Source organism: Mariprofundus erugo, assembly GCF_005818865.1.
GTDB lineage: Bacteria > Pseudomonadota > Zetaproteobacteria > Mariprofundales > Mariprofundaceae > Mariprofundus > Mariprofundus erugo.
Genome location: NZ_VBRY01000010.1, coordinates 104,054 through 129,325, shown reverse-complemented (window position 1 = coordinate 129,325; position 25,272 = coordinate 104,054). Strand labels below are relative to the sequence as shown.

24 protein-coding genes and 2 tRNA genes are annotated in these 25,272 nt (G+C 53.8%); 2 read left to right on the top strand and 24 right to left on the bottom strand.

The window, feature by feature from the left end:
- Window positions 1–206 precede the first annotated feature (206 nt).
- Window positions 207–632, bottom strand: coding sequence for a hypothetical protein (locus tag FEF65_RS10975; RefSeq protein ID WP_138239852.1), 426 nt, complete (start codon window positions 630–632; stop codon window positions 207–209).
- Between the two features lies 1 nt (window position 633).
- On the bottom strand, window positions 634–1,869 hold the full coding sequence (locus tag FEF65_RS10970; protein ID WP_161595233.1) for a 4Fe-4S binding protein: 1,236 nt from the start codon (window positions 1,867–1,869) through the stop codon (window positions 634–636).
- A gap of 190 nt (window positions 1,870–2,059) precedes the next feature.
- Here FEF65_RS10970 and FEF65_RS10965 point away from each other — a divergent pair, with 190 nt between their 5' ends.
- Window positions 2,060–2,932 carry a LysR family transcriptional regulator gene (locus FEF65_RS10965; protein WP_238701358.1) on the top strand — a complete coding sequence of 291 codons (873 nt, stop codon included), beginning with the start codon at window positions 2,060–2,062 and terminating at the stop codon, window positions 2,930–2,932.
- A 317-nt stretch (window positions 2,933–3,249) separates the two neighbouring features.
- On the opposite strand, the gene FEF65_RS10960 is transcribed toward FEF65_RS10965, so the two are convergent.
- Window positions 3,250–4,173, bottom strand: a complete 924-nt coding sequence (locus FEF65_RS10960; protein ID WP_138239850.1) for a Tll0287-like domain-containing protein — start codon at window positions 4,171–4,173, stop codon at window positions 3,250–3,252.
- A 373-nt stretch (window positions 4,174–4,546) separates the two neighbouring features.
- Between FEF65_RS10960 and FEF65_RS10955 the strand changes: the two genes are divergently transcribed.
- Window positions 4,547–4,960 (top strand): EF-hand domain-containing protein, encoded by a 414-nt coding sequence (locus FEF65_RS10955; protein ID WP_138239849.1) that lies wholly within the window; start codon window positions 4,547–4,549, stop codon window positions 4,958–4,960.
- A 74-nt stretch (window positions 4,961–5,034) separates the two neighbouring features.
- Here the strand turns inward: FEF65_RS10955 and FEF65_RS10950 are convergent, their stop codons facing one another.
- From FEF65_RS10950 to nfo, 21 genes are all read right to left on the bottom strand, one after another.
- On the bottom strand, window positions 5,035–5,916 hold the full coding sequence (locus tag FEF65_RS10950) for an FAD:protein FMN transferase (RefSeq protein ID WP_202978270.1): 882 nt from the start codon (window positions 5,914–5,916) through the stop codon (window positions 5,035–5,037).
- A 135-nt stretch (window positions 5,917–6,051) separates the two neighbouring features.
- A complete protein-coding gene (locus tag FEF65_RS10945) occupies window positions 6,052–7,596 on the bottom strand; it encodes a 2-isopropylmalate synthase (protein ID WP_138239848.1) in 1,545 nt (514 codons plus the stop codon).
- A 185-nt stretch (window positions 7,597–7,781) separates the two neighbouring features.
- On the bottom strand, window positions 7,782–8,606 hold the full coding sequence (gene pssA / locus FEF65_RS10940; RefSeq protein WP_138239847.1) for a CDP-diacylglycerol--serine O-phosphatidyltransferase: 825 nt from the start codon (window positions 8,604–8,606) through the stop codon (window positions 7,782–7,784).
- A 268-nt stretch (window positions 8,607–8,874) separates the two neighbouring features.
- Window positions 8,875–10,158, bottom strand: a complete 1,284-nt coding sequence (gene serS / locus FEF65_RS10935) for a serine--tRNA ligase (RefSeq protein ID WP_138239846.1) — start codon at window positions 10,156–10,158, stop codon at window positions 8,875–8,877.
- Window positions 10,155–12,734 (bottom strand): DNA gyrase subunit A, encoded by a 2,580-nt coding sequence (gene gyrA / locus FEF65_RS10930; RefSeq protein ID WP_138239845.1) that lies wholly within the window; start codon window positions 12,732–12,734, stop codon window positions 10,155–10,157. The genes serS and gyrA overlap by 4 nt, the downstream gene beginning before the upstream one ends.
- 89 nt (window positions 12,735–12,823) lie before the next feature.
- Window positions 12,824–12,900, bottom strand: a tRNA-Arg gene (locus FEF65_RS10925).
- A gap of 602 nt (window positions 12,901–13,502) precedes the next feature.
- Window positions 13,503–14,024, bottom strand: a complete 522-nt coding sequence (locus FEF65_RS10920; protein ID WP_138239844.1) for an adenine phosphoribosyltransferase — start codon at window positions 14,022–14,024, stop codon at window positions 13,503–13,505.
- A complete protein-coding gene (locus FEF65_RS10915) occupies window positions 14,024–14,881 on the bottom strand; it encodes a sigma-70 family RNA polymerase sigma factor (RefSeq protein WP_238701357.1) in 858 nt (285 codons plus the stop codon). The genes FEF65_RS10920 and FEF65_RS10915 overlap by 1 nt, the downstream gene beginning before the upstream one ends.
- 56 nt (window positions 14,882–14,937) lie before the next feature.
- A complete protein-coding gene (locus FEF65_RS10910; protein WP_138239842.1) occupies window positions 14,938–15,774 on the bottom strand; it encodes a M23 family metallopeptidase in 837 nt (278 codons plus the stop codon).
- On the bottom strand, window positions 15,765–16,412 hold the full coding sequence (locus FEF65_RS10905; RefSeq protein WP_138239841.1) for a YqaA family protein: 648 nt from the start codon (window positions 16,410–16,412) through the stop codon (window positions 15,765–15,767). The genes FEF65_RS10910 and FEF65_RS10905 overlap by 10 nt, the downstream gene beginning before the upstream one ends.
- Window positions 16,366–16,980, bottom strand: coding sequence for a protein-L-isoaspartate(D-aspartate) O-methyltransferase (locus FEF65_RS10900; protein WP_138239866.1), 615 nt, complete (start codon window positions 16,978–16,980; stop codon window positions 16,366–16,368). Before FEF65_RS10900 ends, FEF65_RS10905 begins: the two co-directional genes overlap by 47 nt.
- Window positions 16,981–17,055: 75 nt before the next feature.
- A tRNA-Pro gene (locus FEF65_RS10895) sits at window positions 17,056–17,132 on the bottom strand.
- 188 nt (window positions 17,133–17,320) lie between these two features.
- Window positions 17,321–17,692 carry a MerR family transcriptional regulator gene (locus FEF65_RS10890; RefSeq protein WP_138239840.1) on the bottom strand — a complete coding sequence of 124 codons (372 nt, stop codon included), beginning with the start codon at window positions 17,690–17,692 and terminating at the stop codon, window positions 17,321–17,323.
- A complete protein-coding gene (locus FEF65_RS10885; protein ID WP_138239839.1) occupies window positions 17,692–17,976 on the bottom strand; it encodes an integration host factor subunit alpha in 285 nt (94 codons plus the stop codon). Before FEF65_RS10885 ends, FEF65_RS10890 begins: the two co-directional genes overlap by 1 nt.
- A 135-nt stretch (window positions 17,977–18,111) precedes the next feature.
- Entirely contained in the window at window positions 18,112–18,834 is a 723-nt protein-coding gene (locus tag FEF65_RS10880) for an ABC transporter ATP-binding protein (protein WP_138239838.1), read from the bottom strand.
- Window positions 18,827–20,077, bottom strand: a complete 1,251-nt coding sequence (locus FEF65_RS10875) for a lipoprotein-releasing ABC transporter permease subunit (RefSeq protein WP_238701355.1) — start codon at window positions 20,075–20,077, stop codon at window positions 18,827–18,829. Before FEF65_RS10875 ends, FEF65_RS10880 begins: the two co-directional genes overlap by 8 nt.
- 36 nt (window positions 20,078–20,113) lie before the next feature.
- Window positions 20,114–21,457 carry an ArsB/NhaD family transporter gene (locus FEF65_RS10870; protein WP_138239864.1) on the bottom strand — a complete coding sequence of 448 codons (1,344 nt, stop codon included), beginning with the start codon at window positions 21,455–21,457 and terminating at the stop codon, window positions 20,114–20,116.
- Between the two features lie 4 nt (window positions 21,458–21,461).
- Window positions 21,462–21,926 (bottom strand): CBS domain-containing protein, encoded by a 465-nt coding sequence (locus FEF65_RS10865; RefSeq protein WP_138239837.1) that lies wholly within the window; start codon window positions 21,924–21,926, stop codon window positions 21,462–21,464.
- A gap of 137 nt (window positions 21,927–22,063) precedes the next feature.
- Window positions 22,064–23,596, bottom strand: coding sequence for a lysine--tRNA ligase (gene lysS, locus FEF65_RS10860; protein ID WP_138239836.1), 1,533 nt, complete (start codon window positions 23,594–23,596; stop codon window positions 22,064–22,066).
- A 9-nt stretch (window positions 23,597–23,605) separates the two neighbouring features.
- Window positions 23,606–24,034, bottom strand: coding sequence for a nucleoside-diphosphate kinase (gene ndk / locus FEF65_RS10855; protein ID WP_138239835.1), 429 nt, complete (start codon window positions 24,032–24,034; stop codon window positions 23,606–23,608).
- A 307-nt stretch (window positions 24,035–24,341) separates the two neighbouring features.
- Window positions 24,342–25,208 (bottom strand): deoxyribonuclease IV, encoded by an 867-nt coding sequence (gene nfo, locus FEF65_RS10850; protein WP_138239834.1) that lies wholly within the window; start codon window positions 25,206–25,208, stop codon window positions 24,342–24,344.
- Between the last annotated feature and the right edge of the window lie 64 nt (window positions 25,209–25,272).

The following is a 25,272-nucleotide window of genomic DNA, read 5'->3' as shown; positions in this document are numbered from 1 at the left end:
GCTTATCGCATGACTATGCGGTCCTCTGATGCACCCTGGCAATTAAAGATGGCTGCGACCAATTTGAAAATTCGACTCGCCGATAAATATAGGCCGGCATTTGTCCTCTGCCGCGCAGACTCCTAGCCAGAGCGCCAGTGTCGTGAGAGCACGTTGATCATTCGCCTTCTGTTGACCGCGGTTCTTTGTGGACGTTAATGGTTTGCTCATCGGGCATACTTCCGCTTTGGCATATCGATATCGTCATCGATCACATCACGATCAGGACGTCCACTACTGCCTGAACCATAAAGTGTGGTCATGAAGTAAATGATTCCACCGAACACCAGCATATAGCCCAGCGCATACAGGTGTCCCATGGTGAGCCAGGGGCGCTCCATACCTGGACGATCGCCCCAGAATGGCAGTGACAGTCCAAATGCAGTGATTACAATCGCCACAATGATCGCAATAAACCATTTTGGAATGCGTAGCCGCGCCTCATGAATATTTTCAACCATCTCCCAATCTTCCAGGCCACGTTTTTCCAGCCGCTCCTGCTCTGATGCGTAGCCATGATGATCGGGCGACTTCTCACCCCATGATATGCGGGTGTCTCCCAGTGTTGTGGTATTATCGTGCACGTCATTCATATCAACCTCCGGATACCAGATGTGTCAGGGAAAATGAGCCGGACCAGCCATCACTGGATGTGGCAATCACTTTAAAACGGTGTAGCCCGGCCTTCAGATGCGGGGAGAGGTGCAGCATCAGCTCGTTACGACCGACGCTGTTGAAATGGACTTCACTTTGATCGAGTTGAAAGCTGTCTGGCGTTAGCCCCTGCACGTCCAACCTGATCACTGCCGGTCGATATAGCTTGTGCGCAATACTTATGCGGTAGCTGTTGCCATGGTCTGCAACTTCGCGGCTCACCGAGAACTCACTGCTTTGGTAGTTCATAAAACCACCCGTGAGCAGCAGCAGCCCTACTCCCGTCGTTATCAACGGCTTTAGAGCCAGTCGTAGTCTGGCGCCATAGCTGTCATTATTGCTGGCGTATGAAAGCAGTGCCGGACCGGAAAGTTTTTTACTCCTGGCATGCAGATTTCCGCAAGCCGTAATGCACTCTCCGCAACCGATGCAGCCATCAAAGCCCCCGGTGCTGCGGGGATCAATATCGACGATACAGGAGTCCGCACAATAGTTGCAGCCATTGCAGTGATCTGAACGGGTGCTATCAAAGCGGATTCGCAACGTACTGCTATTTTTGAAGGCATTTTGCCACACCCGGTAAGCGCAGAAATGTTTACAGATAGAATGACGGATCGCAGTGATATCGAGTAACAGCAGCGAGAAGCTGATGGCATAGAGTGAATAGAAGCTGGCACTGGCCAGAGAAGCATCTCCAAACCCCAGGCTGGCTGTAATGATTTCAAGGGGATAGAAATAGAGTAAAGGAATCAGCGCAATGAATAGGGTCGGCAATATCAGGCCGGTCGCAAGCAACAGATAATTGAGCAGCGAACGCTTTTGCGTTGCCACCTGCATTTTTTTGCCGGTGAGATCCAGCATATCTGCCCTGCGTCCTAATAATTTTCGGGTAAGTGTATTGGCAAACTCGGAAATACTGTTTTGCGGACATAGCCAGCCACAAAATAGGGAGCCATAGAGCGAATTGATGGTCGTAAGCAGGCCGATGATCAGAATCATCAGGCCTGATATGATGAATATATCCGAGAACCAGATCTGAAAATCAAATATCGTGATACTGGCACTGGCAAGATCGATTCGTAGTAAGCCGGAGATTGGAATCAACACAAGGATGGCCATAAAGAGTGCCTGAGCAAAGCGGCGAGCATGTCCCCCCTGCTTAAATCTCCTTGCCATCATGAACTCACTCGACTCAAAAGATGCCCCCATGGCTTTTGAGACCTCTGCGCCTTGATTCGTTCAAACACTCACTCGCTGCAGAAATCTATTTTTTGTTGCAGCCGACAATCTAGATCCGTGCAATTTTCTATCAATTCCATAAAATTGGAAATTAGATGTGCAAAAATGCACAGTGCATGCGAGGTGTATGATGAACTGGGATGATCTTCGTCTGTTTCTTGCCGTAGCCCGTACCGGGTCGATTAGCGCGGCGGCCCGCTCACTGAAGGTACAGCATTCGACAGTATCCCGCCGTATGTCGGGCCTGGAGAAGAAACTGGGGGTACGCCTGCTTGAGCGAAAAAAAAGCGGCTATGAACTGACCCCTGCAGGGGAAACCCTGCGTCTTGCAGCAAGCAACATCGAACATGAAATTTTTGACGTGGATGCACGATTGCTTGGCGGTGATACAAAGCTGAGTGGTGAGCTGCACATTGCTACGACCACGGCTATGGCCAGCGGCGTACTGATGCCAATTTTTTCCCGCTTTAAGGAGCTGCACCCGGATGTAGAAATGCATATTGTCTGTAGCAACCGTAATGTCAGCCTCGTTGAACGCGAAGCGGATATAGCCATTCGACAAACCAATACGCCACCGAAAAACCTCATAGGTTGCCAGCTTGGTACCATGGCAACAGCAGCATACGGCAACAGGGAATATCTGGGTGATCTTGAAGCCAGGGGAGCGAAGCCTGAATGGCTTGGGGTAAGCTGCTGCGGCTTTCACAGAAACTGGACCAAAAAAGCCAGCGGTGTAAAACGTCATGGCTTCTATACCGATGACGTACTACTCACAATGGCCGCGCTTAAAACCATGCCCGGCCTTGCTTATCTGCCATGTGCCGATGGCGACCGTGATCCGGAGTTAAAACGATATGCCCCGCCGGACCCGGAAATGAACCTTGGCCTGTGGCTGCTTTACCATCCGGATCTCCAACATACGGTACGGGTGCAGCTATTCAGAGATTACATGTTAGCTGCAATTGGCGACATTGATCACCTTCTTCTGGGTGAACGTTGATAGTCCGTTCTTATGGAGATGCTGATGTATTGCCTTCCTGGCAAAAATCAATCCGCAAAGGCAAAAGCGCGACAAAGAGGCAGGATAGCCGGATTGTGGCGTCCGTCCATGGCTCGCTCGGAAGCGCCGAATGAATCAGCGCTTCCTTAACCAAATCGTTATAAAAAACCTGCCCTGCCCCCCCCCCGCTCATAAGTGGACAACGCTTACATATTCATATGAAGCCATTCCCGGCCTGGTGTTTTGGTGCACCATATCTCTCAACAAGATTTCTGATTGAGCTGCCATTCGGCACAAAAAAAAACCGGAGAAGATCGTTACTGTTTTTTATCCCTGTTTGAGCGAACAAAGCCACCATACAGTTTATCGTGACACTCGGGACATATACCATGACTGAATTCAGCATCTGAATGAGTGGTCAGATAAATCTCCAGCTGTTCCCATTCGCCATCATCATTGCGAATATTTTTGCACGATGCACAAATCGGCACCAGCCCCTGCAGCGTATTCTCCAGCCGCTCAATCAGTCGCTCCTGTTCACTGGCACGTTGACGAATTTCCCTGTACGCGAATACAAGCCCGGCCAGCCCGAGCAGCCATACCACCGCATAGGACTTGCTGTTAAACCATATTGAGGCCTGCTCACTGGCAATCACCGATTCCGCCGGCAGGATGACACTTAAGCCCCCGCCCATATCCCCCTCATGCTTGCCGGTATGACACTGAATACAGGCTTTACTCATCCATACCGGTGCCATATATCGAAAAAACGGGCGCCCTTCGTTGTCCTGCCAGCGATCATAATATTCATCCCCCGCAGCACTAAAGCCGGCAAGGGCATCATGCTCCCAGGCCGAGGCCCTGTTCTCGGGACGAATCGGATGATCACTGGTCAAATGAAAATTAACACTGTTTTTCTGCCGGGAAATCTCGGCGATCTGACGCGTCATATAAGCAGGATTAATCAGCGTCAGCTTCATGCCACTCGTGGTTTCAAGGTCACGATCAGGCACATGCAGATAGGGATTGGGTGGATTGGCGGCTGTAATCGGTACATATACGCCACCATGGCCGGCATTCCATGCGCGGGTAATAATAATCTGATTGAAAAATGGACGGGCCTGAGCCAGCAGTATGCTGTTCTCCCGCTCAGTTGCCCCCATCACGGCAAAGCAAATCAGGCCGACAAAAAGCAGACTCCATGCGCTTGCAATGGCTAGAAAATAGCGCCTGACAATCACGGATAATCACTATGTATCATGGAAGGAATCTCCTACGGTAAAAACAGGAGCAAGAAAACTGCCAGTTTTTGAAAGGACAAGATGCAGGAATTAGTCGTATTTTCTGCCGCCCCGTTAACAGCAGGAGGGGCCATCCATACATGTCATGCTCCAATGAGAGCAGTGAGCCCACCCGATCAGCACAAGACGAACGGCCACAACCATATGTAAACATTGGAAAAATTAGCCATATCCACCAGCCAGAGTACGTTGTAGCCCACGCCGACAGCAATGCCACCATGGATGGCAACATCCTTGCTAGTTGCGCCTCAATCTCAATTAAGGGGAATAGATATCCCCACAACCAAATAGTCGTTACTAACAAGGAGCAATCATGAGCATCTCTATGGGAGGAATGGGCGGCATCAACATGCCTCAGGCCATGACGGGGGCAAGCATGCGCATGCCACCGGCACAGAAAATGACCGCCCTGTTTGACCGCATTGACACAAACGGTCAGGGCTCTATCAACAAACAACAACTGGCGCAGGCATTTCAGCAGATGAATCCCCCTCGCCCGTTTCAACAGGCGGGACTTGAACACGTATGGGGACAGCTGGACCAGAAAAACAGCGGCACCGTATCAAAGCAGGAGTTTGTCAGCGGTATGACAACCATGATGACGCAATTGCGTCAGCAACCTTCAATGGCTGAATCTGCCGCCAATATGCAAAACTCAACACAAACCATCAAAAGCAGCATGGATGCCCTGAACAATATCGGCACCATCATTAACAAAACGGCCTGATCAAACGGGAGCTGCCCACACCTGCTTCAATGCCTGAAAAGGCATGTAAATCCGGCGCAGGCAGCTCCCCTAAATTAAATCATCTCCAGCTGATCCGAAAGCGTACCGCCATAAGCGCCATCGCGATCCACCCAGAAGTGGGCAACACCGATATCGGCAAGCCATTGTTTGCCGGCATGCCCCATCAGCATGGCAATCGTTGATAACGTTCCCGCCAGCATGCACTGCCCGGCCAATACCGTGACCGAACTCAGCCCCTGCACCGGCCAGCCTGTATGTGGATTCAGTATATGACAGTAGCGCACACCCTCGACTTCCATATAGCGCTCATAATCACCGCTGGTTGCCAGGGCGCCGCAAGCAAGTGGTAGTACAGCCATCGCTGCAGACGGATGACGCGGATGCCGAATGCCGATATGCCATGGTTCAGCATCAGCATGCGGGCCGAGTATGCGGAGATCTCCGCCCAGATCGATCATGGCACTGCGAATACCCTGTTGCTGCAGCACATCGGCAGCACGATCCACCGCGTACTCCTTGCCTATACCACCCAGATCAAGCTCAATACCCGACCGGCTGAAGCTCAGCTTTGGTGATACCCATTGCATCTGATGCATGCCAATGGCGGGCAGCAGACGATCAATCTCCTGTTGTGCCGGCAGTTTGCCCGAATCAAATGACCACGCATGCTGTAAGCATCCGCTGCTGATATCGAACAGGCCACCACTCGTATCGAATGCCCTAAAGGCATAGTCGAGCAGTGCCGCCGTCTCTGCATCGACAGTGACCGGTGTGGCAGAGCGCGCAGCGCGATTAATGGATGAGAGCACACTCTCTTCGCGATATCGGGAGTAGCGATACTCGATACGACTGACCTCAGCCATGGCTGCATCGGCAGAGGCAGCGGCTATCGCCTCATCATCTGCATAGAGTGAGAGGGAACACTCCGTTCCCATGGCATCAAACGTATAGTGAAATAAGGTGTCAGTGCTGCCGGAAGAGTGATGCATATCCACGCTAAAGGGCAGGCTTATGCCTGCCCTTGTACGTCACTTCTGTACCCTTGCTCAAGGGAGCGAATTGAATCCTGATTATACGCCGGAATACTGGGCATGCACGGCGCGCGCATGCATGTTCGGCAACTTGTTCAGTGCCGCCACCAGCGCTTTGGCCGAAGCCACCACGATATCGGTATCAGCCCCCTGCCCGTTCACAATCCTGTCTCCATCCTGCAGACGGACCGTCACCTCGCCCTGTGCATCGGTACCGGCGGTAATGGCATTCACAGCATAAAGCAGCAACTTGCCATTCGGCTCCACCAGTGACTTGATCGCCTTGAACGCGGCATCCACCGGTCCATCCCCTTCACCGGTTGCCTTGTGCAGCTCGCCCTGAATCTCCAGCTCCACAGCCGCCACCGGGGTATCACCGGTACCGGATGCAGCATGCAGGCTGATCAGCTTGATGCGCTCGTCATGCTCGCCGGCATCCTCCGAAATCAGGAACATCAGATCTTCATCGAAGATATCCTTTTTCTTGTCGGCCAGCACCTTGAAACGGTTAAACACCTCAATCAGACGCTCATCATCCAGCTCAACACCCAACTGCTCATAACGCGACTTCAGAGCCGCGCGGCCTGAATGCTTGCCCAGCACCATGCGGTTGGTATTCCAGCCAACCGACTCCGGCGTCATGATCTCATAGGTTTTCTTGTGCTTGAGCATACCGTCCTGATGAATACCCGACTCATGCGCAAATGCATTGGCACCGACAATCGCCTTGTTCGGCTGAATCGGCATACCGGTAATCTGCGATACCAGTTTTGACGTCGGTACAATCTTGCGGGTATCGACACCGGTCTGCAGTGCATAACGGTCGGCACGTGTACGCAGAATCATGACAATCTCTTCCAGCGCCGCATTGCCTGCCCGCTCACCCAGGCCATTGATGGTGCACTCAACCTGACGGGCACCGTTTTCCACTGCAGCCAGTGAGTTGGCCACCGCCAGGCCCAGATCATTATGACAGTGCACGGAAAAGATCGCCTGATGCGAATTCGGTACCCGCTCGATCAGCTCGCGAATACGGCCGCCAAATTCCTGCGGCGTCATGTAACCGACCGTATCAGGAATATTAATCACACGCGCACCGGCAGCGATGGTCGCCTCGACAATACGGCAGAGAAAATCCATCTCGGTACGGCCGGCATCTTCAGCGGAAAACTCCACCTCTGGCACCAGTGATCGAGCCAGTTTCACTGCCGCAACCGCTCGCTCAACGACCTGATCGGGCGTCATACGCAGCTTGGCTTCCATATGAATGGGGCTTGTGGCGATAAAGGTATGGATCCGACCGTAATCACCGGCCGGCTTCACAGCCTCAGCCGCACGACGGATATCGCCCTCGGCTGCACGGGCCAGACCGGCAATACGCGGGCCATGCACTTCACTGGCAATGCGGTGAACCGCTTCAAAATCACCCGGTGAGGCGATCGGAAAGCCGGCCTCGATAATATCCACGCCAAGTGCCGCCAGTGCATGCGCTACGCGCATCTTTTCATCAATATTCATGGAACAGCCCGGTGACTGTTCTCCGTCACGCAGGGTTGTATCAAAAATATGTATGCGATCGGTCATCTCTTTCTCCTCACATTTACGGCAAAAAAAAGGCCGCGGGGTAAGCGCGGCCTGAACATCTGTATTACTGAAACGGGTTCAGCAGACACACAGGCGCATTCGCTGCAGTAGAAACTGCAGTGTAAGGGCAAGCTTGTGTGCAAAAAACTTCATAGGCTGCATTCAAGCAGCTTGCACGCCCCCGGTCAAACAGGATCGTTGCCTGTATCAGACTGGCGTGCCGCAGCCTGCTTCTCCGCCAGACGCTGTGCCTTCTTCATCTTGCGCAAATTGCGATAGCGGCTCAGACGCCAGTTCTGCCACAGACTCAGCATCGGCCCGTGCAGACAGTAAGCCAGAATGACGGTGAACGGCACCCGATAAGGTGCGATCATCACCAAACCGACAACAACAATCATCAAAATCAGCAGGCCGGTAGAACGGCGTTTCTCAAGATCGACATCCTTGCCGGAGATAAAGCGGACATTGCTGACCATCAGCCAGGAAAGCAGCAATGAAATGGCCAGCCACAACCACGGCTGAGGGTCAAAGCCTGTGCTTTCGTGATACAAAACCGCCGTTGCAATCAGCAGCGCCATGCCAGGCGTCGGCAAACCCTGAAAATAGCGTTTATCCTGACATTCGAGCTGAACATTAAAACGGGCCAGCCTCAATGCCGCACCGGCAACCAGAAAAAAGCCTCCAAGCCAGGCCAGTTTGTGCAGATCCGCAGGCAGGTGAATCAATGCCCACAGATAGACCAGTACAGCCGGCGCCACACCGAATGAAAGCATGTCGCACAATGAGTCATATTCGGCACCGAATGCGCTTTCTGCATGCAGCAGGCGTGCAACACGTCCATCCAGCATATCGAAGACGGCAGCAGCAAGAATCGCCCAGGCCGCAACTTCATAACGCCCCTGTACAGAGGCGATCAGCGAGTAAAAACCTGAAAAAAGCCCCATCGTGGTAAACAGGCTCGGCAACACATAGACACCGCGGCGTCCCATCTGTTCTTTCAACTTAGTCATGGGCAAACACCCTCGAATCAGCAGTCGTAACTGTCCGGCACATCAGCCAGGCTGCCAGTACCAGTAATGCTGTCGGCATCATAAATGGCCATCCCTGAGGAGCAAATGGCAATGCAACTCGCGGGCGACCGAGGATAGGTAGTGATTTTAACATCGGCGTATACTACAGCCTGACCTGTCGATTCCCAAGCACAGCGTCAATCAACACAGACGCAGTGGAAACGGCTGACGGAGCGAACCTCTCTCCGTCATGCCGCTGTACGACTGATTACTTTGCGACAATGCGCTCCATTCCCCCCATGTAGGGACGCAGCACAGCCGGAATGACCACCGAGCCATCGCTTTGCCAGCCATTCTCAAGCACGGCCACCAGACAGCGACCAATCGCAAGTCCCGAACCATTCAGTGTTGCAGCCGGTTGCGGCTTGCCGCCCTCTTCCCTGAATCGAATGCCGGCACGACGGCCCTGGAACTGGCCAAAGCTCGAGCAGGATGAAATTTCACGGTAGCAGCGCTGCGAAGGAAGCCATACCTCGATGTCATAGGTCTTCTGGGATGAGAAGCCGACATCAGCGGCGCACAGCGCCACCACGCGATACGGCAACTCGAGAGCCTGCAGCACCGCTTCGGCGTGGGCAGTCAACTCTTCCAGATCGGACAGGGCGCGATCCGGATGCGTGATATGCACCAGCTCCACCTTATCGAACTGATGCTGACGGATAATGCCGCGCACATCGCGACCGGCTGAACCGGCCTCACTGCGGAAGCATGGCGTGTAGGCACAGTGGCGCTTCGGCAGCTCCGCCACATCGAGAATCTTGTCCTGGTAGAGATTGGTCACCGGCACTTCAGCCGTCGGGATCAGGAACAGCTCCTCACCCTCAATCTTATAGAGATCTTCGGCGAACTTCGGCAGCTGACCGGTACCGGTCATGGTCTTGCGATTGGCCATCGCCGGTACCCACACCTCTTCGTAGCCGTGCTTGTCGGCATGAAGATCAAGCATGAACTGCATCAGCGCTCGCTCAAGCCTTGCCGCTGCGCCCTTCATCACAGTGAAACGCGAGCCAGCCAGCATGGCACCCGCGTCGAAGTCGAGAATGCCAAGATCGGTACCGATATCCCAGTGCGCCGGCACTTCATCTGTACGCGGAGCTCCCCAGCGACGGATTTCGACATTGTCATCTTCAGAAGCGCCATCCGGCACCGTTTCATGCAGCGGATTGGGCACTTCCAGCAATGCGGCCGCAAACAGTGCTTCAGCCTCGCGCGTCAGTGCATCCAGCTCTTTCACCCGGCTGGATACTTCACCCATTGCATGAAGCTCTTCGGAGGCATCCTCGCCCTTACCCTTTTTCATACCAATCAGCTTGGAAACGCGATTACGTTCAGCCTGCAACGCCTCCGACTCATTTTTCAACTGGCGCTGACGATCATCCAGCTCACGCAAACGGGCCCAGGCACTGCCATCGCCCACCACTGCTTCACCACGGCGAGCCAGCGCCGCCTGCATCGCTTCGAAATCGCGCCGGAGCGCCTGACGGTCAATCATTCTATATCACCAGTCTCTTCATCAGTTTGATCCGTATCCACTACAGAGTCCGTTGCCGCCTCAGATACCCCTTCCTGGCCAGCAGTGACCTCAAGCAGCTCATCTCCTGCCACCTCCGGTGCCACCTCTTCTTCGCTCTCATCGACACGGACTGCACCGATCACCCGTTCGCCTTCATCACAGTTAATCAGCTTCACGCCCTGGGTATTGCGGCCAATGATGGAAACACCGTTCAAACGAATGCGAACCAGACGACCGGTATCGGTCATCATCATCACCTGATCATCACTCTGCACCAGCAGCGCCGCCACCATATCACCATTACGGCCACCGGTTTTCAGCGTAAACACACCCTGCCCGCCACGCTTCTGTACATTATATTCGGAAACAGAGGTGCGTTTGCCATAACCGTTCTCGGAAACAGCCAGCAATGTGGCATCATCCGAAACCAGCGTCATCGAAATCACCCGGCAATTGTCAGGCAGGCGCATACCGGTCACGCCACGGGTGGAGCGGCCCATCGGGCGGACATCCTCTTCGGAGAAGCGAATCGCCTTGCCACCACTGGCAGCAAGCATGATATCCTGCGAGCCGTTGGAAACGAGCACGCCGATCAAATCATCCTCTTCATCCAGGTTGATGGCGACAATGCCATTGGCACGGATATTCATGTATTCGCTCAAACGGGTTTTCTTGACCACGCCGTTCTTCGTCGCCATGACGATATAGTGATCTTCATCGAACTCGCGAATCGCCAGCGTTGCCGAAATACGCTCATCTTTTTCCACCGGCAGCAGATTCACCAAAGCCTTGCCACGGGTGGCACGCCCCGCCTGCGGTACTTCGTAGACCTTCTTGCGGAATACACGACCACGATTGGAGAAGAAGAGCAGATAGTCGTGCGTTGATGCCACCATCAGCTGAGCCACAAAATCCTCATCCTTGGTGGTCATCGCCGTTTTACCCTTACCACCGCGATGCTGGGCCCGATAAAGCGAGGTTGCATTGCGCTTGATATACCCCTCATTGGAAATGGTCACCACCATATCCTCTTCGGTAATCAGATCTTCCATGGAAAGATCGGCTGTTTCTTCCATAATCTCGCTGCGACGCGGGTCGGAATAGCGGTCGCGGACAGCTTCCAGCTCCTCGACAATCACCTTCATCAGCAGCTTCTCATCGGCAAGAATGGACTTCAGCCAGGCAATCAATGCCTGAATCTCATCATATTCGGCCTTGATCTTGTCACGCTCAAGTCCGGTCAGACGATGCAGACGCATATCGAGAATCGCCTGCGCCTGTTTGTCGGAGAGACCGAAACGATCCATCAGACCGACCTTGGCATCCGCCGGCGTCTGGCTGGCACGAATCAGACGAATCACCTCATCGATATGATCCAGTGCAATCAGCAGGCCTTCCAGAATATGGGCGCGAGCCTCGGCCTTGGCCAGGTCAAACAGGCAGCGGCGGGTTACCACCTGACGGCGGTGATCAAGGAAGTGCAACAACAACTCGCGCACGCCACACAGCTTTGGCTGCCCATCCACCAGTGCCAGCATATTGCAGCCGAAATTGCACTGTAACTGGGTATGTTTATAGAGGTTGTTCAGCACCACATCAGGGATTTCACCCTTCTTCAGCTCAATGGCGATACGCATGCCATCACGATCGGACTCATCGCGAAGGTCGGAGATTCCCTCCAGCTTCTTGTCCCGCACCTGATGGGCAATATTCTCAATCAGGTTGGCCTTGTTCACCTGATACGGCAGCTCGGTAATAATCAGAGACTGACGATGGGTCTTCGCGTTTGTCTCAACCTCGGCTCTGGCTCGCATCGTCACCGAGCCACGGCCGGTTGAAAATGCACTGCGAATGCCCGAACGACCATAGATAAAACCGCCAGTCGGGAAATCGGGACCAGGCATGATCTGCATCAGTTCATCATCATCAATCTCGGGGTTGGCAACCAGGGCGATCGTTGCATTGATCGTCTCGCCCAGATTGTGCGGCGGAATATTGGTGGCCATACCAACCGCAATACCCTGTGATCCATTGATCAGAAGATTCGGGAATCGTGAAGGCAGCACCTTCGGTTCTTTCAGCGACTCATCGTAGTTCGGACCGAAATCAACGGTGTCCTTGTCGATATCGGCCAGAAGCTCACCGGCCAGTCGACTCATGCGGGCTTCGGTATAACGCATGGCCGCCGGTGAATCACCATCCACGGAGCCGAAGTTACCCTGCCCGTCGACCAGCACATGTCGCATGCTCCATGGCTGCGCCATACGGACGAGTGCATCATACACAGCAGAATCGCCGTGCGGATGATATTTACCGATCACGTCACCGACCACACGGGCCGATTTCTTGAATGGCTTGTCGAACGTTGAACCCAGATCCTGCATGGCGTAAAGAATGCGGCGATGAACCGGTTTTAAACCATCGCGAGCATCCGGCAGCGCACGACCGACAATCACACTCATGGCATAGTCGAGGTAGGAGCGCTTCATCTCATCTTCGATAAGGACAGGCAGTGACGGATTCAGGGGCACTGATGCATCCGGCGTTTCAATCATAATCAACCTCTTCTTTTATCCTCAGGCAACGCCTGCAGAATCAGCGATCCTGTGGCAAGTGATCTCTTGTTCAGCTGCCTGCATATAACTGGTGCCCTCGGCGCGATTCGAACGCACGGCCTGTCGCTTAGGAGGCGACCGCTCTATCCTGCTGAGCTACGAGGGCGATACGGAAATACCATCGGTATTCCCCGACTGCACCACGAATGGGCAGCCAACATAAGTCGGAAATCTTAACCGAATTTTCTGAAAAGGAAAAACAGATCACGCGCTATTCTCTTGTCAGTGGCTTATTCGGCTTCATTATCAGCATTTCCCTGAGAAACACAGCTCCAACAGGCGCTGTTTCAGGGCGCTCGAAGCATAACCATTTGATAACCGGAGTGCACGACCAAATCAGCCAGCACCAACCCTAAGGAAGCGCTGATGTGTCAGTGCTTCCGTGCGGACCATGGACGGACGCCACAATCCGGCAGGATAGCCGGATTGGACGGCTTCGCCGCCGCCCGGTGGGCTGCAGGAGGCAGCGGATCAAATCAGACACGTAAGTATTTGATTTGTAAGCAAAGGAAAAATGACTCGGACATCATGCTGTTGCCTTTACGGGCTGATTTTTGCCAGGCGGGCAACAAATCAGAAGCTCCCTACCCGCATCCGCCAAAAGCCCGCAGCTTTCACCCGACAGAAGCAGCTGTGAACTCAGTACTTCCATGCTGAACCATGGATGAATAACACAATGCGACAAATGATGATGGCAACAACAGCCACCTAAAAATGAAGCAGGCTTGCCACCGCAGTTCCTGCCAGTGCTTTTCGACCTTCCAGAAAATCAAGCTCAATGACAAACAGGCAGCTCACCACCTCAGCCCCGAGCATCTCGATGAGTTTCACTGTTGCAGCAGCGGTACCTCCGGTTGCGAGCAGGTCATCGACAATCACCACCCGATGACCGGGCGCAAGCGCATCGCGGTGAATTTCAAGCCTGTCGACACCATACTCCAGTTCATACTCCACTGCGTGCACATCCGCAGGCAACTTACCCGGCTTACGCACCGTCACCAGCCCCAAACCCAGCCGCTGCGCCAATGCCGCACCAAAAATAAATCCGCGCGATTCAATACCGACAATGGCATCCACCCTGCCATCCACCAGCGCAGCCATCTCCTCAATGACTGCTGAAAATGCCTCACCATCGGCCAGAAGCGGCGTAATATCTTTAAAAATAATCCCCGGCTTGGGAAAATCAGGAACATCGCGAATCAACTGTGACCACGCCATTTTTTCAGACATCAGAGAATCTCCTCCAGACCAATCTCGTCACGCGCCACAAATCGCCGCAACTTCTGCAGGGATTGCACCTGAATCTGACGAATCCGTTCACGCGTCACCCCCAGATGCTCCCCGATCTCCTCCAGCGTCCATGGCTCACCACCATCTCCGAGCCCGTAGCGCAAACGTACCACCTCACGCTCCTTCGGCGTCAACTGCTCCATCCACCCCTGCAGCATTTCATTGCGCCGGATAATCTGCAGCCTGTCGCCGGGCACCTCTGCCGATTCATCCGCAGTAATATCATAAAGGGTAAAACCGCCTTCATCATTCAGCTGCTCATCAACACTGTCGGTATGCACCTCAACATTGAGCAGCTCCTGAACATGCTCAACACTCATGCCCAGCGCAGTCGCAAGCTCGGCATGATCCGGCTCCCGGCCAAGAGAAGCCCTCAGCTGGGTCACCTGGTTCAACACCGTCAGATACTCCTTGGCCACATGCACCGGAATACGAATGGTGCGGGACTGGTTCATAATCGCCCGTTCAACAGCCTGCCTGATCCACCAGGTCGCATAAGTTGAAAAACGGCAGCCGTGGGCCACATCAAATTTTTCCACCGCCCGGATCAAACCGATATTCCCTTCCTCAATCAAATCCGGCAGGGCAACACCGCGATTCATATAACGCCTGGAAATCTTCACAACAAGACGCAGGTTGGCCTGCACCATAAAATGACGTGCCTGCTCATCGCCACCCGCGATACGCCCCGCCAGCTCAATCTCCTCTGCAGCCGAAAGCAATTCATAACGCGATATTTCGCGCATATAAATGGCCAGCGGGTCCATACTAACCTCTTTCGCCATCAGCACCTGCACCACTTGATCATATGTTGAACCATACCATTCATTGTGCTGAAGTGTTCACCATCTTGTCAGCGAGGTAAATAGGCAAGCGGGTCAACCGGCGTACTTCCCTGTCTCACCTCAAAATGAAGATGCGGCCCACTCGCTCTTCCTGTATGGCCGGCCCTGGCAATGACATCACCGGCCCGCACCCGATCGCCCTTGCGCACCAGATTACGCTGATTATGTGCGTAGGCGGTAAACAGATCTCGCCCGTGACGAATAATAATCAGCCGTCCATAGCCGGAAATACGCGAGTCGGAATAGACCACCTCGCCACTGCCGGCCGCATGTACCGCCGTTCCTTCCGGCACCCCTATATCAATACCATCATGCATTCGACTGCCGCGATGCCCGAATCGACTGGTCACCACACCCTTCACGGGCCAGAGCAATTTACCACTTTCATAACCGGTCGCCCTGGGCTGGCGGGTGACTTCAGACCCGGCTGATGTCGCATGCCGGGCAACCGGAGCAGCAGGCCTGGCAGCTACAACTTCCCTGCTTTTCGATTTCGAATTCGAATTCAGAACATGCCGATTGACACGCACCGTCTGCCGCTTATCCCCACCGGTAGCAACCGGAAGACGGGTTTCAGGTGGCGCAGATGTGCTGATATAAAGTTGTTGTCCGATAAAAATATGATACGGAGCCCTAAGACGATTGCGGGCGGCGAGCCGGTGGTAATCCACGCCGAAGCGCTTGCCGATGCTGTACAGGGTATCGCCACTCCGCACGATATAGGTGCTGTTTTTCTGACTTACGACCGGAGCCGCACGACTGGCTGGTTCTCCTACACTGGTGTGGTAGCAGGCGGCAAGAGACAGCACCACCAGCAGTAAAAAAACACGGCGGGCTACAGCCACAACAGGGCAAACCCTCCAATCACGACCAGCACTACGGCAACGGTCAACCATTCAAAGTGCTTTTCAACCAGCTGCCTCAGTGAATCTCCGCCCCAACGCAGCAGTGCTCCCTCCAGATAAAAGCGGGCACCGCGAGAAACCAGCGCGGCCATAAGAAACAGGGGGAAAGAGAGATCGAAAGCTCCGGCTGCAATCGTGATTACCTTGAATGGGATGGGAGAAAATCCGGCAATCAGCACGATTCCCGCACCATACTCAACAAAGAGCTGCTGCATTTCAGAAAAACGCTCCATGGCATGGTAGAACTCAAGCAGCGGCTGGGCAATCGCCGCAAACAGAAACATACCGATACCGTAGCCAATCACCGCCCCGAGCACGGAACCTGCCGTAGCAATACCGGCAAATCGAAGCCCCAGGCGCGGCTGAGCCAGGGCAAGCGCCAGCAGCAGAATATCAGGAGGAATGGGAAACACACTGGCTTCAATGACTGCAATGGCAAACAGGGCCCATGCAGCCTGCGGATGCGTAGCCCAGGCCAGCGTCCAGTCATAGCTGCGACGCAGCCATGAGGGCCGTGGCTGCACAACATGATCAGTGATGGTGTACTCCTTCCAGCAACGGTACAAAGGTGCAATCATCAAAATACTCTTCATTCCAGCCACGCGCCAGCTTGCGCCGTCTGACCAGTCGATGATTACCGGCAGCGCCTTCCGGCAACAACAACACCCCACCCGGCTTCAACTGCTGCATCCACACATCAGAGGCAAAACCTCCGGCGGTGACGATGATGGCATCATAGGGTGCATACTCGTCCCATCCCAGCAGACCATCGCCACATTTAAGCATCACGTTGGCATGACGGGCAGCACGCAGATTCTGTCTTGCCCTGTTATGCAGCGCCTCAATCCGCTCGATGCTGTACACACGCCGGCATATGCGCGAGAGAACGGCCGTCTGATACCCACAGCCAGTACCAATTTCCAGCACGCGCTCGGAACCCTGCAACTCAAGCAACTCAGTCATACGGGCCACCATATACGGCTGCGAAATGGTCTGACCACAACCAATCGGAAGTGCGCAATCATGATAGGCACGGGAACTAAGGGCTGAATCGACAAACAGATGGCGGGGCACGGACATCATGGCTGCAATCACCTTGTCGTCACGAATACCCCGCGCCACAATCTGATCGGCAACCATCCGCATACGCGGACGCTCGAGCGCATTGCCCGCAGGGCCACTAACCACAGTTCTGTTCACCGGTTAAAAGCCCTGAAAAAATGGTCGGGACGAGAGGATTCGAACCTCCGACCACACGACCCCCAGTCGTGTGCGCTACCAGGCTGCGCTACGTCCCGCCTTATTGAGGCCGCAAGGATACTCAAACAGAAAAAGAATGTAAGTGCGAAATTTGACATTGCTGCCTGCAAAACACTTCCTGCTACGGTACGGCGCAGAGAAGACAACAGCGACGGAAAAAACAGAACATCCGCCCGGTCACTGCCCGCGCATGCGAACCCCGAAAAATGCACTATCAACCAGTAAATCAGTCAAGCAGCGAGCGAATATCGATCAGTTCCTGCCTGATCTGTCGAAGTATCGTACGGGAGTCTTTCTGCTCCACAATATCTTCAAGGTCGCCGTTATGCAGGCGCTTTTTGGCGCCCCGAATAGTAAAATTCAGATCATAAAGCAGGTGCTTGATCTGCAACACCGCATAGACATCCCGATGACGGTAAAAGCGGCGATTACCACTCTTTTTAACCGGCTTGATATGCTTGAACTCTGTTTCCCAATAACGCAGCACATGCGGCTCAACACCACACACATCACTGACTTCACGAATCGAAAAGAAAAGCTTATCCGGTAATACCGGAACATCCAACCCTGCTTTAGCCAATGCCTGCTCGGGATTCATTATTCATCTACCCCCGTCATTTTGTCTTTCAGCAATGGGCTGGCCCGGAATGTTACCACCGAACGCGGCTCAATTGTAATATCCGTACCGGTCTTCGGATTGCGTCCACGACGAGCGTGTTTGTCACGCACCATAAAATGGCCGAAACCTGACAACTTCACGTTTTCCCCGCGCGCCAGCGCATCACGGATCACATCCAGCACAGACTCAACAATCTCTGCGGACTCTTTTTTAGTCAGACCGACACGCTCATGAACGATCCTGGCGATTTCTGCTTTTGTCACATCCCCTCACATGTCAAAATAAAACTAACACAAGTTGACCGTTTCAATGTCCAGAAAGAACATTATGAACGGTACCAGAACCCGTTAATCTGTCAAAGTTTTTCCAGATGTAAACAGTCCATTGTATACAACTGTTTATAACTGTCCGGAAACCAGCCTTCCCTCATGCAGGCGAAGCATGCGATCACAACTATGAGCCAGCGCCATACTGTGAGTCACCATGACAACCGCAGCCCGCTCCTCCCGACACAGCTGCCGTAAAAGAGCAAATACCTCGCCCGCAGTATGCTCGTCCAGGTTTCCTGTCGGCTCATCCGCCAACAGCAGACGCGGCCTGGTTACCAGGGCCCGGGCCACCGCAACACGCTGCGCCTCTCCACCCGACAGGTGGGATGGCACATGATGCTGGCGAGCTGCCAGCCCCAGCCGCTCGAGCAAACTTGCCGCGCGCGCGTCGGCCTCTTTGCCTGCAACCCCCTGTACCAGCAAGGGCAGGGCCACATTCTCCAGCGCTGTTAACTCAGGGATCAGATGATGCGCCTGATATACAAAACCGATCTTCTCATTGCGCAAACGAGCCTGACGGCCATTGCTCAGGCCATGAATGGACTCTCCATCCAGCCACATTTCGCCACGATCCGGTCGGTCAAGCGTACCGAGAATCTGCAACATGGTGGACTTTCCGGAACCGGACTCCCCCACCACGGCCAGAAACTCGCCCTCAATCAGGGAAAAGGTAATCCCCTGCAGAATATGCAGCTCACCGGCCGGGGCTGAAAAGCCTTTATGCAGATCATTGACCCGGAACAGGGACTCCACTCCGGCAGCCTCACCTGTATTCACACTTACATCACTCATAGCGCAGAGCCTCTGCAGGAGGCACGCCGGCCGCCCGCCATGCGGGATAAAAGGTAGCCAGCAACCCCATCAGCAAACTGCCAATAATAATCACACCCACGGCAACCGGATCAATCACCGACGGAACATGGTCAATAAAATAGACATCGCCCGACATAAATTTGACACCCGTCATATTTTCGACCCACTCCAGCAGCACATCCAGCTTCCAGGCGAGCAGCAAGCCCAGCGCCGAGCCCAACAGCGTACCAATACCACTGAGAAGGCAGCCCATCAGCAGAAACACCCTCATCACAGATCCATGTGTAGCACCAACAGTTTTCAGAATCGCGATCTCTTTCCTGCGCTCCATCACCACCATGACCAGTGATGCCACCATATTAAACACGGCGACCATGACAATCAGGGATAAAATCACCCCCATCGCCATACGCTCAGTCTTCAGCGCCCTGAAAAATGAGCGATGACGCTGCTGCCAGTCCGTCACCCACGCCCCGGGCGGCAGGCTGGCCCGCGCTTCGGCAGCCACACTTCCAGCCTGATCCCGGTCACTGATAAACACCTCGATACCGGTAATCGAATCTCCCATACGATTAAGCAGCTGAACGGCTGACAGCGGCGTCACAATCATGCCAACATCGTATTCATAAAAACCGGAATCAAAAATTCCAACCACCTCAAATGCACGCATACGAGGTGTCGCACCGGAGGGACTGACACCACCGGAGGGAGACATCAGACGTACCTTTTCTCCAACCTCCAGCCCGAGCTTATGGGCCAGATCCTTGCCAATGACAACCTGAAACGGCGACCCCTCATGATTAATAAAGCGGCCATGAACAATGTGGGTGGCAATTTCATCGCTCGCCCCTACATCCACCCCTTTGAGAATCGCACCAATCGCACGCGAGCCGGAGGTCGCCAGCACCTGTGCCGAAATATAGGGGGCAGCCCGCACAACTCCGGGCAAGCCATTGGCCGTATCCAGCCAGCTGCGCCATTCGCCCAGCGCATCGTCAGGTCCCTGGATATCCACATGCGCCGAAAAACCAAGGATCTTGTCCCTGATTTCAACAGCCGCACCATTCATCACCGACAGCACCACAATCAGCGTCATCACGCCGATGGCAATGCCGATCCCCGAACTCCAGCTGATCAGCGATACAAAACGCTCACTGCGGCGCGAGCGCAGATAACGTCTTGCCAGCATCCACTCATAAGGCTTAAAAAAACGATATTTCACAATAGAATCCCTGCTGGCCGGGCTGAGCCACCCGCATCAGATCAAATAACGCAGATAGATATACACATGCGCAATGGCAACTGAAATCAGCATCAGGCCAAACGCATGCTTCATAAAGACCAGAAATGGTATCGGCTGACCTGCCCGCTGGGCAAATCCGGCCACAATCAGATTGGCAGAGGCACCAATGAGCGAGCCATTTCCACCCAGACAAGCTCCCAGTGCAAGAGCCCACCACAATGGCATCAACATATCCTCACCACCGAAGCTCGGCCCCATATCGTGAATCATCGGAATCATCGTGGCCACAAATGGGATATTATCAATCAGGGCCGAGGCAATGGCAGAAATCCACAGTACGGCTGCAACGGTCGCATTGAAATCACCACCCGTCATCGCCAGCGTCTGATCGGCAAGCCATTTGATCGCACCGGTATGTTCAACGCCGGTCACCACAATAAACAGGCCGACGAAAAAGAAGATCGTCGTCCACTCCACTTCAGCCATAATGCCTTCAAAGGCATGATCCTTGTCTTTCAAAGGCTTGCCCCACGTCTGCAACAGCAGCAGCAGCGCTGCCCCCGTCATGGCAATCGAAGCAGGCTCAAGATGAAACTGATGCGCCACGGTAAAGCCGGCAATCACCAGAAACAGCACCAGCAGGCACTTCTTCAGCAGCACATGATCCTTGATGGCTTCATTCTCGTTAAAAGCCATAATCAGATGACGATGCTCATCACTGGCCTTCAGATCACGCCCGAACATCATCCAGATCAGCAGCAACGTCACCAGAAAAATAACCGGAATGATCGGTGTAAGGTGCAGGAGAAAATCATAAAAACTGAGATGAGCGGCTGAACCGATCATGATATTGGGCGGATCACCGATTAACGTCGCCGTACCACCGATATTCGAGGCAAGAATCTGACTGAACAGATACGGATATGGTCGCACACCCAGAGCATCGGTAATCAGCAGGGTCACAGGCGCAATCAGCAATACGGTTGTCACATTATCCAGAAAGGCTGAAAACACGGCTGTCACGGTTGCCAGCATCGCCAACACGCCCCAGGGCTGCCCCTTCACTGCCTTGGCAGCACGAATCGCTACATACTGAAACATGCCCGTCTTCTGACTGATGGCCACAATCACCATCATACCGGTCAGCAGGCCGATGGTATTAAAATCAACACCGGCAACCGCCTGCTGCTGGGTTAAAACACCACCGAGAATCATCATGCCCGCCCCTAACAGGGACAACACAGCACGATTGAATTTTTCCATCATCACCACTGCGTAGACGAGCAGGAGAATGGAGACAGCAAGCCAGAGAGGGTCCAGACCGAAAATTACATGATGATTCACAACCGGCTCAACCATGCTATCACCGTGCATCACAGGTGATTTTTCTCAGTGTCGCCAGGATATCGCCGGCAGAGATCATCCCCTTCAGCAATCCGTCCTTATCCACCACCAGCGCATACTCATGCCTGCCAAAACCGACCAGCGCCGCAGCAACGCTGAGCAGCGACTCGCCGGGACCGACAGAGAGATACTCCTCATCCATCACCCCCCCCACAAGACGCCCCGCCACATCGGTATAATGCGTACGCAACATATCGATATCGGGAGCATAGGGAATGGCGGAAAGATCACCGCTAAGAATATAGTCAGGCACAATATGACCGAGAACTGAGTAGGTGGAGAGCACCCCCTTGACGCAACCACCTGCATCAAGCACCGGCAACATACGCAGACCCTGGGCACGCATGCGTAAAAACACATCCCCGACCGGCTCATCAATCAGACATGTATGCGGCTGATCGATCATAAATTCTGTTGCAAGCATAACATCTCCCTCATCCGATCATCCGGAAGGATGCATTGCCACAGCCATGGCAATGCATCCGATTATTTCACAAGTACATCCGGCATCGCCTGTGGTGGAAAAAACCGACCATCAAACTGACACGGCATGCCCTGCTGTTATTGCTCCGGTCGCATATGAGGAAACAACAACACATCGCGAATAGAGTGCTGACCGGTCAACATCATCACCAGTCGATCCACTCCGATCCCCACACCTGCAGCAGGTGGCATGCCAAACTCCAGCGCACGCAGGAAATCTTCATCCACACCTGTCGCCTCGGCATCACCGGCAGCCTTTGCCTGAGCCTGAGCTACCAGGCGGCCACGCTGATCATCCGGATCATTAAGCTCGGAGAAGCCATTCGCCATCTCACGTCCGGCGACAAACAGCTCAAAGCGATCTGTTACCGTGGCATCGTCGTTACTGCGTCTGGCCAGCGGTGACACGTCAACAGGGTAATGGGTAATAAACGTCGGCTGCTGCAAACCCGGCTCAACCAGCTCTTCAAACAGAGCCAGCAGATAATGGCCGGCCTTCCAGGTAATCAATGGCTTGAAATCCGGAATAATCTGCATACAGACGGTAGCCAGCAGCGCCTTGTCATTGGCATGACCACGCAAATCCGGACGCTTCTCAAATACCGACTCATCAAGCCGGATACGTCTGAACGGCTGCGTCAGATCCAGCTCAACACCCTGCCACGTCACCTGTGTGCACTTCAACTCAACGGCAATATTCCTGATCAGGGCTTCGGTTGTATCCATGGCATCATGAAAATCGGCATAAGCCTGATAAAACTCGACCATGGTAAACTCAGGGTTATGGGTTGCATCCAGCCCTTCGTTACGGAAGTTACGATTAATTTCAAATACGCGCTCAAAGCCGCCAACCAGCAATCGCTTCAGATACAGCTCGGGCGCAATACGCAGGTACAGCTCGATATCCAGCGCATTGTGATGGGTTGTAAACGGCCTTGCAGCCGCACCGCCGGCCTGTGTCTGCAGCATCGGCGTTTCAACCTCGATGAAGTCACGCTCCTCCAGCCCCTGACGCAACAGCGATACCACACGGGAGCGCTGACGGAATGTCTCCCGCGATTCCGGATTCACCATCAGGTCGACATAACGCTGGCGATAGCGGGTTTCAACATCACTGAGCCCGTGCCATTTTTCCGGCAACGGACGCAGACATTTTCCTACCATCTCGATATGGGTCACCCGGATCGACAATTCGCCGGTGCGGGTACGAAATGGTTCGCCCTCCGCACCGACGAGATCACCAAGGTCCCATTTTTTGGTCGCATTATAGACATCGGCACCGCCGACATCGTCCCGATTCAGAAACAGCTGAATTTGCCCGCTGCCATCCTGAATTTTGATAAAACTGGACTTGCCCATCACACGATGGGCCATGATACGACCGGCAACACGTAAACGCTGACCACACTGTTCCAGCTCAGCATCGCTCATCGACTCATAGCGGGCAAAGATTGCCGCGCACTGATCACTGGTACGCCATGTATTCGGGTAGGCATTTCCAGCCTCCCGCCAGGCAGCCAGCTTGCCCCGCCGAACAAGCATCTGCTCGTTCAGTGTCGGCTCATTGGAGCCGGCTTGCTGTCCGGCTTGATCTGCAACAGTTGTGTTCATTGCTACAATTTATCCGCGGCTGATCAGCTCAAGGCCGGAAAAGAAAAACGCGATTTCAATCGCAGCATTCTCAACTGAATCAGAGCCATGAACGGCGTTTGCATCGATAGAGTCAGCATGGTCGGCACGAATGGTACCTGCTTCTGCTTCCTTCGGATTGGTAGCGCCCATCAGCTGACGGTTCAGTACCACTGCATTCTGGCCTTCCAGCACCATTGCCAGAATCGGGCCGGAGCTCATGAATGCGCAAAGATCGTTGTAGAAAGGACGGCCGGCATGGACCTCATAAAAACGACCTGCTTCAGCAGCACTCAGCTGAGTCATTCTTGTGCCGATCACAGAAAGTCCGTTCTCTTCGAAACGACGGATGATGTCGCCGATAACATTCTTGCCCACTGCATCTGGTTTGATAATTGAAAGCGTACGTTGAACTGGCATTGGTGAAACCCCCTTTATTCCGCGCAGCTGCTTGCTGCGGGAGCGGCACTATAAAGCAGGGCATGGCAAGTTCCAAGCTGCATTCAATCATACAGCAGGGCAATCGCATTAAAAATGCCCTGGTTCCGTGGATCTTTATAAACAGCTGCACCACAGAGTACGCCAGGTTGCGCAGGGTAAATCAGACATAGAGCCCATGAAGGAGATGCTGATTTATTGCCCTCCTGGCAATAAATCAGCATCTCCTTATGAAGTTCTCTGCCGAAATGCAGCTACCTTGCGAATCATACAAAGCTGTAGCAATCGCTCAGCCCCTGACCGCTGATCCCGGCTCTTCAACCAGGCTGTATAACAAACGGATTTCCTCAGCCCATATCGTCTCGTCGATGGTTTCAAGCACCATCGGTATATCGCTGAATGCATCGTGATTCATGATATACCGGAAGACTTCCAGCCCCAGCTCCCCCTGCAACAATGAGTGGTGGCGATCCACCCTTGATGCGAAAGCAGCCTTGGAACCGTTCAGATGCATGCCTCGCAGATACTGAAAGCCAACCACCGCATCAAATGCCGCAAACGTCGTCCGGCAATCATCCGGGGTACGCAAATCATAACCGGCTGTAAAAGTGTGGCATGTATCAAGGCAGACACCGACCCGGGACTTATCCTCAACCTGATCGATGATTTCTGCCAGATGCTCGAAGCGATAGCCCATATTGCTCCCCTGCCCCGAGGTATTCTCTATCACGGCAGTCACACCCTCGGTCCGGTCCAGCGCCCGATTGACAGATTCAGCGATGCGCCGGAGACAATCCTGCTCGGATATTTTTTTAAGGTGTGATCCCGGATGAAAATTAAGCAGTTTCAAACCCAGTTGCTGACAACGTGTCATTTCATCAATAAATGCTGTGCGTGATTTTTCCAGTGCTTCAGCATCAGGATGGCCCAGGTTAATAAGGTAGCTGTCGTGCGGCAGCACATGCCCGGCACTGATCCCGGACTTGTGCAGGCTTGCTGTAAATGCATCGATCTCTTTCACGGACAGGGGTTTTGCAGCCCACTGGCGCTGGTTTTTTGTAAACAACGCAAATGAACGGGCTCCAATCTCCATGGCCCTTAAAGGCGCCTGATCGACACCGCCGGCAGCGCTGGTGTGTGCTCCAATATATTTCAAGGGAAACTCCGGGCAATTGATATTAAACGCCAACCCTAACCATCCCGGCCGCCATTGTGGAGAA